This window comes from Mesorhizobium sp. M0701, assembly GCF_040320365.1.
Classification (GTDB): Bacteria; Pseudomonadota; Alphaproteobacteria; order Rhizobiales; family Rhizobiaceae; genus Mesorhizobium.
In genome coordinates, this window is sequence record NZ_JAMYPO010000026.1 from 56,117 (window position 1) to 68,360 (window position 12,244).

Here is a 12,244-nt window from a genome sequence, read left to right on the forward strand (position 1 = left end):
CAATGACCAGCGTCCATGCCGTCCATCCGAATGCGCTGGGGGATGAACCTTCGCATGGCATCCCCTTCCGCGAAGCAGTGCGGGTCTGGGCGCGAGTCGCTGCGTTGAGTTTTGGTGGCCCGGCCGGCCAGATTGCGGTAATGCATCGCATCCTCGTTGAGGAGAAGCGCTGGATCGGCGAGACGCGGTTCCTGCATGCGCTGAACTACTGCATGCTCCTGCCAGGACCGGAGGCCCAGCAGCTCGCCGTCTACATCGGGTGGCTCCTGCATAAAACCCGAGGCGGGCTCGTGGCCGGCACGCTGTTCGTACTGCCGGGCGTCATCGCCATCATGGCGCTGAGCTGGATCTATGCGATTTTAGGCAATGTCGGCGCGGTGCAGGCGCTTTTCTTCGGTCTGAAGGCCGCCGTCCTCGCCATCGTGCTCGAGGCGGTTATCCGGGTCGGCAAGCGAGCGCTCAAGAACAAGGTCATGATAGGCCTCGCCGCCGCCGCCTTTATCGGGCTCTTCCTGTTCCATCTCCCGTTCCCGCTCATTGTCCTGACGGCCGGAGTGATCGGGTACGTCGGCGGGCGGGCCGGGCTGGCAGCGTTCATGGCGGGCAACGGCCATGGCAAGGTCGGCGGCAAGCAGGTCGCCGACGCGGAATCGGCGCTCGGCGAAGGCATTCCTGCCCATGCTCGCCCGCCGGTCAGCTGGTCGTTGAAGATCGGAGGTGTGTTTCTGGTGCTATGGCTGGCACCTGTCCTCGGCCTTTTCGTGCTGTTCGGGTCCGGCAATGTCTTCGCCGATATCGCGGTCTTTTTCTCGAAGATGGCGGTCGTGACCTTCGGAGGCGCCTACGCCGTCCTTGCTTACGTGGCGCAGCAGGCTGTCGATACCTATGGCTGGCTGAAGCCAGGCGAGATGCTGGACGGCCTCGGCATGGCGGAGACGACGCCTGGCCCCTTGATCATGGTGACCCAGTTCGTCGGCTTCATGGGCGCGTATCGAGCGGCGGGATCGCTTAATCCGCTGCTCGCTGGAACGTTGGGCGGCCTGCTCACCACCTGGGTCACCTTCACACCTTGCTTCCTCTGGATATTTGTCGGTGCGCCGTTCGTGGAAACGTTGCGCAGCAACAAGGCCTTGTCCGCCGCGCTGGCGACCATCACGGCGGCCGTGGTGGGCGTGATCCTGAACCTGGCGGTGTGGTTCGCGCTTCACGTCCTGTTTGGATCACTGCGCGAGGTCAAAGGGTTCGGCATGACGTTGGATGTGCCCGTGCCCAGCTCCGTCAACATCGCGTCGCTCGTCCTGACATTGGGTGCGCTGCTAGCGGTGTTTCGCTTCAAGATCGGCATGCTCCCGGTGCTCGTCGGCTGTTCGATCCTCGGGCTGCTCTACGGGATGGCAACGGGAGCGATCTAACCCGTGCAGCCAGCGCCGCTTACCAGTGGTGAGGAGGCATCGTTGACGTTACAGTGGCTCGCGCACGGTTTGCGCAAAGCTATTTCGAAGCGGCGCTTCAGGCTGCTTCCTGCCGGTGCTGACCCGACTGCTACGAACCTGCTGATATCAAGGGGACTGCGGGCGTTCGGTGACGGTCTGGTCAGCATCCTGCTTCCCGCCTATCTGGCCACGCTCGGCTTCGACGCCTTCGAGATCGGAACCCTGTCGACGGCGACGCTCGCGGGCTCAGCCGTCCTCACCCTGGCTGTTGGGATCGTCGCGCACCGCTTCTCCCGTCGAGCGCTGCTGACCGCAGCGGCTGTCCTGATGATAGCAACGGGGGTCGTCTTCGCTGTCGTTCACGACTTCTGGCCGCTGCTTCTCATCGCGTTCGTCGGCACGCTGAACCCATCTTCAGGGGACGTCAGCGTGTTTCTACCGCTCGAACATGCGCAGCTTGCTCAGAACGTCACCGACCGCGACCGCACGGCGCTCTTTGCGCGCTACAGCCTCATCGGCTCCCTCGCCGGCGCCGTCGGGGCGCTGGCCGCCGGAGCGCCCGACTTTCTCCGCGACGCCATCGGCCTGGAAATGAAACAGGTCCTCCAGGCAGCTTTTCTATTTTATGCCTCGCTTGGGTTGGCGGCGGTGCTCCTCTATCGGCGGCTGCCGAGTGACGCGCCTGACGCAAACAGAGTGTCGGCACAGCCATTGCGCAGGTCTCGCTCCATCGTTCTAACGCTCGCCGCACTCTTCAGCCTCGATGCTTTCGCAGGCGGCTTCGTCGTCCAGTCGTTGTTGGCCCTTTGGCTCTTTCAACGGTTCGGCCTGTCGCTCGCCGCGACCGGCGCAATCTTTTTCTGGACGGGTGTCCTTTCGGCTGCGTCCTATTTGGTCGCTGTGCGAATTTCCCAGCAGATCGGACTCATAAACACGATGGTGTTTACGCACCTTCCGTCGAGCCTCTGTCTGGTGCTCATCCCGTTCATGCCGAGCGTCGCTCCGGCTATCGCTCTTCTGCTGATTAGAAGCGCGCTGTCGCAGATGGACGTGCCGACTCGCACATCGTACGTCATGGCCGTGGTCACGCCCGAAGAGCGGGCTGCCGCGGCGAGCATCACCGCCGTCCCGCGCAGCCTCGCGGCGGCCGCCAGTCCAGTCCTCGCAGGGGCTCTCCTTGCCGTCTCCAGCTTCGGCTGGCCCCTGATCATCGCCGGTGGGCTGAAAATTATCTACGACCTTCTGCTGCTCGCGACATTTCGCAGTGTTCGCCCTCCAGAGGAGCACGGGGGCGGGAGGAATGACATGTCAGTCGGCCATGATCGAACTGGCAACGACGCGCGGGTTTCCTGGTGGCGTTGAAGGCAGGACCACCAGCCGGACAAATTGCTTACGTCCGCCGGCAACGAGGATGTAGAGACGCGAGAACTCCTCCGTATCGCGATCTTCGGCAATCTTCTCGGCATCCGTACGGGTGAAGAAACTCTTCCGAAATGCTTCTTGATCGACATCGGGAAATGCCAGCGTACACGTCTGCACAGGTTTGCCGCTCATCGTCGCCTTGGTGGTGCCGATGATGGTTCCTGCTGGCAATCCTTCTTCCGCTTCGGCCACGAGCCATGCCTCCACTGAGGTTGGATTGGCGATTGGCGCGAGTTCGGCGAAGCCTGCTTCGGCAATAAGTGTCCACCTGCGTTCGTGCGCGGTCTCTATCATGCGCTCGAAATTGGGACCCTCGGCCAGACAGGTACGGTGAAATTGTTCGACAGCCTGATCCGCATCACTGGCGGCCTGCGCCGGCGACATCGTCAGACCCAAGATGGTCCCTGCCAACGTTAGAAATCGGAACATGTCTATCTCGCGTAGCTGATTGTGGACGAACCACTTATCCTGAACGGGCTACGACACTCGTTGTTCCGGACTGTCGGCGCCTGCATGGCCGGTATCTTGATGGAGGCGCGAAGCGCCTGCGCAGTTGATGCAATGTTCAGGCATCTGGCAACTGCTGGAACCATGCCGCACTGGGTTTCGATGACGGACCCTGCTACAGACCCACTCACACCGCCGGGCGGGACCATTCGATCTCGTGCTGAGTTCCTGGAGACATCTCCCGGCGCTCGCCGAGGAACCTGCATGTCGTGCTCGCCGGCAACCAGCCCCGGTGGTTTTTCGGGCACTTGGCCTATGTCCCAGTCCACTGTGAAAACTTGTTAAAATCCCTTACGGCAAAGGTTTTCGAGGTCCGCTTTTGCCATTCCTTCGATGCCGAGAGCAGGAAGAATATCGTTATCGCCCTTGAGATCGCGACCGTAAGCCGCCGAGAATATGGCAATTCCAGATTCATGGAGAATCGCTGAATTTCCGCTGATCTTCCCCAATAAAACGGTCGGCAGCAGCCCGAACGGAACGTCCTCGAGAATATAGCGACTTTCGATGGTTGACGGGCCGAAGCCGCCGCGGCCTTGGCGATCCATCTCCTGGTTCATTTCCGAAACGGTGCCCATGGGGACGTGAAACGACAATGAAAAATGCTCTTCAACTGTGCGCACGGCAATTCCAAAACGGGCGGCGATCGCCAATCGTTCCGCGTCCAGAGCCTCGATAAAGCGGCCGACAGCCGGGGTGACGTTTCCGGCCTGGCTCCACTGTTCTCCCTTCTCCATGCGTGTGAGATTAAGAAGAGCGATCCCGAGATGGTTCTGCGGATTGAGGTTGCTGAGCGCGATAGCAAGCATGCCGTCGCGCTTGACGAAACGATCGCCGAACAAGCTCGTGCAAAGCTCGAACCCTTGGTCCTGAGCACTGAAAGGCAGCGTCGCGACATCCAGTTTCTGGCGAACGGTTGCAACATCGATTTCGGCTGGCCCGCGCTGTTGCCCGGTCACGAGCGTGGTACCCCAGACGACGATCGGCAGGCTAACCTTCCGGTCCGCAAGCCGCTTGGAGAGATACAGTGCCCCAAAGGAACTGTGCGAGCTGATGATAACCGGCGTTCCGTCCCTTAGATAAGGAGTGGCAGCGTCCATCACCATCTTGTGCCCGTAAGCCGGCAACGCGATTATGACGACGTCGGCATCGGCAATGGCGTCTTCGCAATCCTTGGCGATGCGCACCTTAATCGTTGCCTTGATAGCTCCGGTAGCCTTCAGCAATCCACCGGCGGCCAGCGCCTTGGTGCGTTCTCCGGAAGGCGACCAAAGCATAGGGTCATGTCCCGCTTCCGCCAAATAGGCGGCAAGGCCGTAAGCAATCGCTCCGGCGCCAAGAATGCTTACGCGCATAAATTCCCTCCTGTTGCGGGCATTGCAGCCTCCATTTCTCACTAGGAGGTTCCACAAATCGGAGCCGCATCTGCCATCGTCGGCTTCTGGCGATGGGATTCCGGCCTGAGCCCGCGATTGCAACATGCCTCAGCGAATATTCGTTTCCGCTTGACATATATCAAAAATGAATGAGACGATGTCAATCATACGGATTGCGCATGTAGAGAGAACATGGAAACCCGCGACCTTCAGAGCTTCCTTGCGGTTGCTGCCAGCGGCAGCATTACCAAGGCGGCTGACATGCTCGGTCGTTCCCAACCTGCAGTGACACGCACCATTCAGGATCTCGAGGCAGAGCTCGGCTTCGAATTGCTGCACCGTGTCGGTCGGCGGGTGCAGTTGTCCGAGGAGGGTGTGGCCTTCGAGGAGGAGGCGCGGCGCTTGCTGATGTCCTTCACCGAACTAGCGGCGCGGGCCAAGATGATTGCCGCCGGCCGAGGTCGGATTCTGCAGATTGTTACGACCTCGGCGATCGGAACTGGCTTGATCCCGACGGCCATGGCCGAACTCAAAGGTGTCGAGCTTCCACACGAGACGCATCTCGGGCAGTTTCTCCCCTCGATCGTCGCCCAGGAGGTGCGGAGCGGACGTGCCGAGATCGGGTTTTCAAGCTTGCCGCTCGATACGCCTGGTCTGGATGTCCTGCGGCTTTATTCAGCGCCTGACGTTGCTGCCGTGCGGGAGGACGATCCGCTGGCTGAACTTGACGTCATACCGCTTTCCGCTTTTGCCGGTCGCCACGTCGCAACGTTGCTCAACCCCCTACGTTTCCAGTTGCATGTCTCAAAGGCCCTGGCGGCCAGGGGCATCGACACAGGGCCAGTGATCCGGACGAATACTGCATATGGCGCGTTACAGATCGTGCGTCAGACTGGCGCGGCGGCCGTCATCGATCCCCTCACCGCTTATGGCGTCGCCCTGCCCGATGTCGTCATCCGGCCGATCGACGCAACCGTTCTCTTTTATTGGGGCGTTGTGGCTGCCGAGAAACGCCCCCTTCGTCCAGTCGCGCAGGCGTTGATGGATGCGGTCGAAGCGGTGGCTGAACGGTCGATCGTCGGCTTTAAGAAACTAGATCCGACCCTCGCTGGCCAATTGGTGAGCGATCCTGCATCCGGCACAAATCACGGAACAGGAATATGAAGCATACCCCCGCCGCGCCAACGCCGACAGGTCTTGCTGCGCTCGAAGCACAGCTTGCACAGGATCTCGAGTTTCTCGAACTGCCCGCCAAGCCATGGGTTCCCGCGCGTTCGCACGATGGCGTGCCGGTCCGTGACGTCGTGGTGATCGGCGCCGGCATGTGCGGACTTGCTGCCACGGCAAAGCTGGTGCTGACCGGGATAACCAATGTCGTGGCCTATGATGCGGCTCCGGCCGGGCTCGAAGGACCATGGGTGACGTTTGCCCGCATGCAAACGCTTCGGTCGCCAAAAACCCTGCACGGTCCGTCGCTCGGCCTGCCGCAATTGACGTTCCGCGCCTGGTTCACGGCGCAATGGGGCGTTGAGGCCTGGCGGTCGCTGGACAAAATCCCCAAGGGCCAGTGGATGGACTACCTCGTCTGGTACCGCAAGGTTCTTGGCCTGCCGGTGCGCAACAGCGTGCGCATGACCGGACTGGCACCCGTTGGAGATCTGATTGCGATCGATATCGAAGGCGCGGAAACCGGCCGGGTTCTCACCCGTCGTCTCGTTCTGGCCACTGGTCGGTCCGGGTTGGGCGGTTTTGCCGTGCCCGATTTCCTCAGCGGCATTGATCGGGCCTATTGGGCCCATTCCGCCGACGACATCGATTTCGACACGCTGAAAGGCAAGCGCGTGGCGGTGATCGGTGCTGGCGCCTCTTCCATGGATAATGCCGCAACGGCACTCGAGGCGGGCGCCGGCTCTGTTGACATGTTGATCCGGCGCAAGGAAATGCCGCGCATCAACAAGCTGACCGGGATTGGCAGCCCGGGTGTTGTACTCGGCATGCATCACTTGCCCGATGCCTGGAAGTGGAAATTCTTCGATTATACCGCCTCGACCCAGACACCGCCGCCGCGTTCATCGACACTCCGCGTGTCTCGCCACCCCAATGCTCGGTTCCTCCTCGACTGCGGCATAGTTGCGGTGAAGGAGGAGGCAGGGACCCTGCTGGTGGAAACCACGCAGGGACCGTTGCGCTGCGACTTCCTGATCGCGGCGACCGGCTTTTCAAACGACTTCAGCGGCCGCCCGGAATTTGCGGCGATCGCCCCACATATCCGCACCTGGTCGGATGGCCGATATAGGCCGGATATGGGGCCGGCTCGTGCAGGCATGTCGGACGCGCCGGATCTCGGTCCGGCCTTCGAGTTTCGCGAACGCGTCCCCGGCTCCTGCCCGATGCTGGCGCATATCCACTGCTTCAACGACGCCGCCATGCTGACCCATGGCAAGGTCTCCGGCGATATCCCGGCCGTCAGCGCCGGGGCCGACCGTCTGGTCCGCGGCATTGCCGCATCGCTGTTTGCCGAGGATGTCGAAACCCACTTCGCCAATCTGATCGCTTACGACACGCCCGAACTTCTGGGCGACGAATGGGTCGATTCAACTCCCTTGCTGCAGAAGGAGGCCGCGTTGTGATCGACGCGATGGACAAGGCTGCCGGTCTTTCACCGGACGATGCGCTTTTCGCCGCAAGGCGGTTTCGGCCCGAATTCGTGCGAGGGGCGGAAGAATGTCGCCTCTCGGTGCTGCAGCCGGCAAACGATCAGGGGCTGGCGCCGAATCTGCGTGTTGCTCTTGCCCGTCGCATGGCCGCCCTGAACGCCGATCCGGTCCTGGTGGCCGAATATGATGTGCAACTGGCTCAGCTTGGTCCGACTGAGCAGCTTCTGGCCTTGGCCCAGGGCGAAACAGATTTGAATGAACCGCTGGCGACCATCGTCCGTCATGTTGACCTGATCACCCTGACGCCGAAAAAGGCGGAAGCGAGCCATATCGCTCTCCTGGAGAAGGCCGGATTGAACAATCCTCAGATCGTCGCGCTCTCCGAACTGATTGCCTTTGTCAACTTCCAGACACGGGTGGCGGCCGGATTGCGTCTGATGAGGTCGACATGATTTCCTCGGTTCGTCTGAAGCCATTGAATTGGTATCCGTACATCGGGCCGGTCGAGCTATCCGAGGCCACGCCGGAACAGCTTGAAGCTATGAAGGTAACCCCATCGGCCAAGAAAGTTTCGGAATATGTGCGCACCCTAGCGCATGACCCAGAGAGCTATCTTGCCCGCACCATCCTGTTCAACGCCATCATGTATGTCGAAGGCGGGCTTGCCCGTCCCGATCGCGAGCTTGGCGCCTTGGGTGCCTCGATCGTCAATGGCTGCAAATTCTGTGCCGTTGTTCACGCCCGCAGGCATGCAGAACTGACCAAGAGCGACGAAGTGGTCACCGCGCTGTATCTCGACAAACCTGAAGCGCTCGGCCCACGCGATGCGGCAATCTACAGCTTTGCCCGCCGCCTGTCGGCAGCACCGTCGGAAGCGACAGCAGACGATGTCGCCGCGCTTCGATCAGTCGGCATGGATGATCATGAGATCATCGACCTGATCCACGCCATATCGATCTTCGGCTGGGCAAACCGGCTGATGCACGTTCTCGGCCATGCGGAGAGCGGGTGATGATGTCGCATGCGATCAAGGCACTCCGTCCCACACTCTGAAGGACACCAACCAGCAATGCTCGACCTCAAAGATATAAGACTGTCGTACGGAAGCACGCAGGTCCTGAACGGCGTCAATCTCTCGGTAAAGCGAGGTGACGTTGTGTCAATCATCGGCCCAAGCGGCACCGGCAAGACCACCCTGTTAAAATGCATCAACTACCTGGTTAAGCCGGCATCTGGAACCATCGCGTTCGACCAGATTCGGATGGATTACCAGCGCGCCGACAAGGCAGCCATCCAGGCGATCCGGCTGCGGACAGCAATGGTCTTTCAGCAATTCAACGTGTTCAAGAACATGACCGTCCTCCAGAACGTCATGGATCCGCTGGTCGTCGTGCAGCGCAAATCCACGGACGAAGCCCGTGAAATCGCGCTCAGGGAGCTTGAACGAGTTGGCCTCTCCGCCAAGCGGGACAGCTATCCGTCCCAATTGTCAGGCGGCCAGCTCCAGCGGACTGGAATCGCACGAGCGCTGGCGGTTCGGCCGGATGTGATGCTCTTCGACGAACCGACATCATCGCTTGATCCAGAACTGGTCGGTGAGGTTCTTAAGGTGATCAAGGACGTCACGTCGTCCGGCATCACTTCGCTGCTTGTGACCCACGAGATGCAATTCGCAAGGAACATCTCGAACCGGATCGTCTTCATGGATCGTGGCGTGGTTGCCGCCGACGGCAGTCCGGCTGAGATCTTCGATGCGCCTTCCAGCCCACGACTTGCTCAATTCCTGCAGTCTGAACTCGCTTTTCAATAATCCAACAAGAAGGGAACCCAAGAAATGTCTGCAATCAAATCCAGTTTTTCGCGTCGTTATGTCCTGGCCGTCGCCGGCGGCATCGCAATTGCCCTTGCGACAGCAGGGATCAGTTATGGTCAGACCGTTCGGACAATCAAGATCGCGACCTCTGCCGAATCCAAGCCATTGGCTTGGGGCGCGCTCGGCGTCGAGCCGCAAGGGTATGAACCCGATCTGCTGAGGGCGATCAACGCAAAGCTGCCGCAATACAAGTTCGAAATGGAAGGAGTCTCCGACATCGCGCAGGAAACCGGCCTGGCCACAGGCAAGTACGACATCGCGGTCGGTGGTTACTACAAGTCACCCGAGCGCGCCAAGCAGTTCTTCATTCCGGAAAACCCCATGGGCGCCAGCCTGATGAAGATCTACAGCAAAAAGGGCAGCGGCATCAAGGAAATGAAAGATCTGGTCGGAAAGAGGATCGTTCCGACCACGGCTGGCGGCGGCACCTATAAGTTCATCATGAACTGGCAAAAAGAAAATCCGCAATACAAGCTTGACGTGACGGCGTCGAGCGCCGGAATCCCGTATCCAAACCGTTTGGATGAGGTTCAGAACGGCAAGTTCGACGCGCTGGTCCTGCCTTCAAATCTTGGTGAGCAGACCGTCATCGATGAAAAGAAGCTCGACATCGTGGCGTCCGAACCAGTCTTCAGCAACAACACCTATATGCTTATTCACAGGTCAGATGAAAACAAGGTTCTGGTCGATGACGTGAACAAGGTACTCAAGGAGTTGAAAGACGACGGCACGATCGAAAAGCTATCGCAGAAGTGGTTTGGCGAAGGCATCGTCAAGTATATGAAATGATGTGATCTAAGTAGATATCGTCAGCGGCAAGGCTGAATTGCAAGAAGGAGTGTTTCAAAGTGGATGTTTCCGCTATGATTCCCGAGTTGCTCTCGGCATTGCCGCTGACGCTCGCTATCACGTTTACCGCCATGTTGGTCGGCTTTTGCTTGGCGCTCGTTGCGACAACATTGCGGATTCGCAGGATACCAGTGGTCAGCCACCTCACCGACCTCTACGTGTCCTATGCCCGCAGCGTTCCCGTCGTCCTCCAGTTGTTCGTCGCATTCTACGGGCTCCCCCTTTTGGTGGCCCTGTTCGGCTCCGCAGATTTCTTCTCGCCGACGATCGCTGCGATGGTCGGACTGAGCTTTTACCATGGCGGCTATCTGTCGGAAGTCCTTCGGCCCGCATACCTGGCCGTCGATCGCGGCCAGCATGATGCGGCAGACAGTCTAGGATATACCTTTCGCCAGAAGACCACCCGCATCGTGGGCCCGCAAGCGGTGCACTTCGCATTGCCCGGCTATGGAAATTCCATCATCTACCTGATCCATAACGTTGCGCTGGTCATGTACATTGGGGCGGCCGACGTGATGGCGACCGCGCACTTGATCATGGAGCGCGACTATAACCAGTACCAGTTCGAAACATACCTCGTCCTGGCCGTCATCTATGCGCTGATGTGCCTGATTGCCTGGTTCATCGTGCACTTGTTCGAGCTTCGCTCGCCGATGCAGGCGCCTGAGGCCACGACAACAGCTCAGATCAAGAACGCGGCCATCGCCAGCGTCTGACCTAAAGGGTATTAAACCATGTTCGATACCGAAATTTTGCTCCAGGACACCCAGGAAATTCTGGGCGCCGTACCTGTAACGCTTGGAATGGCGCTGACAATCTTCGTCTTGTCGACGCTAGTCGGCAGCATTTTTGCACTCGTCGAATATAGACGAGTCCCGGTGCTGCGAGAGCTCATCATGGCTTACAAGATCGTCTTCAAGGGCGTTCCGATGGTCATCGTGATTTTCCTCGCCTATTTCGGTCTGCCCCCGGCATTCCAGTTCCTGCTCTCGTTGCTCGGGATCAACTTCAACGCCCACGAAACACCCAACTCGGTTATCCTTATTATTGCGGTGACAGGCTGTATCGCTGCGTTCCAATCGGAAATTATCAAAGGAGCCCTGAACGCCTTTGACACCGGTCAGTCAGACGCCGCCCATTCCCTTGCCTATACGAACGGCCAATTGTTCCGACGGATTCTGTTTCCCCAGGTGGCTCTCACGGCAATTCCCGACCTGACAACCTCGATGATGGTCATCATGAAGGCTCTTTCTCTCGGATTCGCCATCGAGGTTGTCGATATCTTCGCCCAGTCCCAGCTGACCGCCGCGCTGAACTACTACTACCTCGAAGCCTTCGTGATTGCCGTCGTGATCTACATGGTGATTGCCTATATCGTCACCCAGATTGCCGACAGGTTGGAGCAAGCCCTTAGGGTACGGACCTGAGCGAAGCGTGGTCAGAACCCGCTCATTAAGGGCTGGAGGAACTTAAGGCTCAGTTGAGGCCCGCAAACAGCTCATGGGGCGAACTCGCAGCCAGCCCTGCGTGGCTCATGTAATCGACACCTCACCCTGGTGGGTGCCACGGTCGACGGCTTGGCGACGACGAAGGCGAAGTGTCCAACAGCAGGTGCCGGATTATCGCAGATTGGTCAGATCCACTGGACGATTGTTGATGATCGCTTCCATGGAGAAGAAGCCTGTCACCGTAGCCAGGTCGAAGTTCGTGATCAGTTTCTGGTAGAACGCATCGTAGCCGGACATGCCTTGTGTCACGACCTTGATCAGGTAGTCCCAGTCCCCTCCGATCCGATAGAAATCGATCACCTCCGGCAACCGTTCGACATGGGCACGGAACGCCTCACTCCACTCCTTGGAATGGTGGCGAGTGCGGACCATTACGAAAACCGTCAGGTCGAGCCCCAGCGCTCGCAGATCGATATTGCTGTGCGACCCCCGGATAAGACCTAGCGACTGCAGGCGCTGGATCCGCCGCCAGCACGCGTTCTGAGACAGGCCGACCCTCTCCGCCAAATCTCGCTGCGAAAGGCTTGCATCGATCTGCATGGCCGTCAAAATCTTCATATCAAATGCATCGATTTTCGCCCGATCTTCGATCATCTGACACGCTCTTTGCAAGAAATTGCAG

General features: G+C 59.4%; 13 protein-coding genes. 10 read left to right on the plus strand and 3 right to left on the minus strand.

The genetic code is table 11. The features are described from left to right. Positions 1-2: 2 nt before the first annotated feature. Both chrA and NKI24_RS22675 read left to right on the plus strand, forming a co-directional pair. Entirely contained in the window at positions 3-1,412 is a 1,410-nt protein-coding gene (gene chrA / locus NKI24_RS22670) for a chromate efflux transporter (RefSeq protein ID WP_352748399.1), read from the plus strand. 102 nt (positions 1,413-1,514) lie between these two features. After that, positions 1,515-2,795 (plus strand): MFS transporter, encoded by a 1,281-nt coding sequence (locus tag NKI24_RS22675; RefSeq protein ID WP_352452074.1) that lies wholly within the window; start codon positions 1,515-1,517, stop codon positions 2,793-2,795. Here the strand turns inward: NKI24_RS22675 and NKI24_RS22680 are convergent. Both NKI24_RS22680 and NKI24_RS22685 read right to left on the minus strand, forming a co-directional pair. Then, positions 2,742-3,284, minus strand: coding sequence for a hypothetical protein (locus NKI24_RS22680; RefSeq protein ID WP_352452044.1), 543 nt, complete (start codon positions 3,282-3,284; stop codon positions 2,742-2,744). The two genes, NKI24_RS22675 and NKI24_RS22680, sit on opposite strands and share 54 nt — an antisense overlap. Positions 3,285-3,643: 359 nt before the next feature. After that, positions 3,644-4,714, minus strand: coding sequence for an NAD/NADP octopine/nopaline dehydrogenase family protein (locus NKI24_RS22685; protein ID WP_352748403.1), 1,071 nt, complete (start codon positions 4,712-4,714; stop codon positions 3,644-3,646). A gap of 213 nt (positions 4,715-4,927) precedes the next feature. Here NKI24_RS22685 and NKI24_RS22690 point away from each other — a divergent pair, with 213 nt between their 5' ends. Genes NKI24_RS22690 through NKI24_RS22725 form a run of 8 tightly spaced genes read left to right on the plus strand, consistent with a single transcriptional unit; the run spans position 4,928 to position 11,541 of the window. Beyond that, complete coding sequence (locus NKI24_RS22690) at positions 4,928-5,899, plus strand: LysR family transcriptional regulator (protein WP_352452046.1); 972 nt, start codon at positions 4,928-4,930, stop codon at positions 5,897-5,899. Beyond that, positions 5,896-7,365: an NAD(P)-binding domain-containing protein gene (locus NKI24_RS22695; protein ID WP_352452047.1), complete on the plus strand. Its 1,470-nt coding sequence runs from the start codon at positions 5,896-5,898 to the stop codon at positions 7,363-7,365. The genes NKI24_RS22690 and NKI24_RS22695 overlap by 4 nt, the downstream gene beginning before the upstream one ends. After that, positions 7,362-7,844: a CMD domain-containing protein gene (locus tag NKI24_RS22700; RefSeq protein ID WP_352452048.1), complete on the plus strand. Its 483-nt coding sequence runs from the start codon at positions 7,362-7,364 to the stop codon at positions 7,842-7,844. The genes NKI24_RS22695 and NKI24_RS22700 overlap by 4 nt, the downstream gene beginning before the upstream one ends. Continuing rightward, the gene (locus NKI24_RS22705; RefSeq protein WP_352748408.1) at positions 7,841-8,404 is read left to right on the plus strand and encodes a peroxidase-related enzyme; all 564 of its coding nucleotides are present in this window, start codon (positions 7,841-7,843) and stop codon (positions 8,402-8,404) included. Before NKI24_RS22700 ends, NKI24_RS22705 begins: the two co-directional genes overlap by 4 nt. A 57-nt stretch (positions 8,405-8,461) precedes the next feature. Further along, positions 8,462-9,202 carry an amino acid ABC transporter ATP-binding protein gene (locus NKI24_RS22710; protein WP_352452050.1) on the plus strand — a complete coding sequence of 247 codons (741 nt, stop codon included), beginning with the start codon at positions 8,462-8,464 and terminating at the stop codon, positions 9,200-9,202. Between the two features lie 24 nt (positions 9,203-9,226). Next, complete coding sequence (locus NKI24_RS22715; RefSeq protein ID WP_352452051.1) at positions 9,227-10,054, plus strand: transporter substrate-binding domain-containing protein; 828 nt, start codon at positions 9,227-9,229, stop codon at positions 10,052-10,054. A gap of 59 nt (positions 10,055-10,113) precedes the next feature. Beyond that, the gene (locus NKI24_RS22720; RefSeq protein WP_352452052.1) at positions 10,114-10,830 is read left to right on the plus strand and encodes an amino acid ABC transporter permease; all 717 of its coding nucleotides are present in this window, start codon (positions 10,114-10,116) and stop codon (positions 10,828-10,830) included. 18 nt (positions 10,831-10,848) lie between these two features. Continuing rightward, on the plus strand, positions 10,849-11,541 hold the full coding sequence (locus NKI24_RS22725) for an amino acid ABC transporter permease (protein ID WP_352748413.1): 693 nt from the start codon (positions 10,849-10,851) through the stop codon (positions 11,539-11,541). 192 nt (positions 11,542-11,733) lie between these two features. Here the strand turns inward: NKI24_RS22725 and NKI24_RS22730 are convergent, their stop codons facing one another. Beyond that, positions 11,734-12,216 carry an Lrp/AsnC family transcriptional regulator gene (locus tag NKI24_RS22730; RefSeq protein WP_023721564.1) on the minus strand — a complete coding sequence of 161 codons (483 nt, stop codon included), beginning with the start codon at positions 12,214-12,216 and terminating at the stop codon, positions 11,734-11,736. Between the last annotated feature and the right edge of the window lie 28 nt (positions 12,217-12,244).

Bases quoted from the DNA above. Each gene is read 5' to 3' on its own strand.
- NKI24_RS22680 (WP_352452044.1), bottom strand. From the start codon at position 3,284: ATGTTCCGATTTCTAACGTTGGCAGGGACCATCTTGGGTCTGACGATG.
- chrA (WP_352748399.1), top strand. From the start codon at position 3: ATGACCAGCGTCCATGCCGTCCATCCGAATGCGCTGGGGGATGAACCT.
- NKI24_RS22690 (WP_352452046.1), top strand. From the start codon at position 4,928: ATGGAAACCCGCGACCTTCAGAGCTTCCTTGCGGTTGCTGCCAGCGGC.
- NKI24_RS22695 (WP_352452047.1), top strand. From the start codon at position 5,896: ATGAAGCATACCCCCGCCGCGCCAACGCCGACAGGTCTTGCTGCGCTC.
- NKI24_RS22685 (WP_352748403.1), bottom strand. From the start codon at position 4,714: ATGCGCGTAAGCATTCTTGGCGCCGGAGCGATTGCTTACGGCCTTGCC.
- NKI24_RS22715 (WP_352452051.1), top strand. From the start codon at position 9,227: ATGTCTGCAATCAAATCCAGTTTTTCGCGTCGTTATGTCCTGGCCGTC.
- NKI24_RS22710 (WP_352452050.1), top strand. From the start codon at position 8,462: ATGCTCGACCTCAAAGATATAAGACTGTCGTACGGAAGCACGCAGGTC.
- NKI24_RS22730 (WP_023721564.1), bottom strand. From the start codon at position 12,216: ATGATCGAAGATCGGGCGAAAATCGATGCATTTGATATGAAGATTTTG.
- NKI24_RS22705 (WP_352748408.1), top strand. From the start codon at position 7,841: ATGATTTCCTCGGTTCGTCTGAAGCCATTGAATTGGTATCCGTACATC.
- NKI24_RS22725 (WP_352748413.1), top strand. From the start codon at position 10,849: ATGTTCGATACCGAAATTTTGCTCCAGGACACCCAGGAAATTCTGGGC.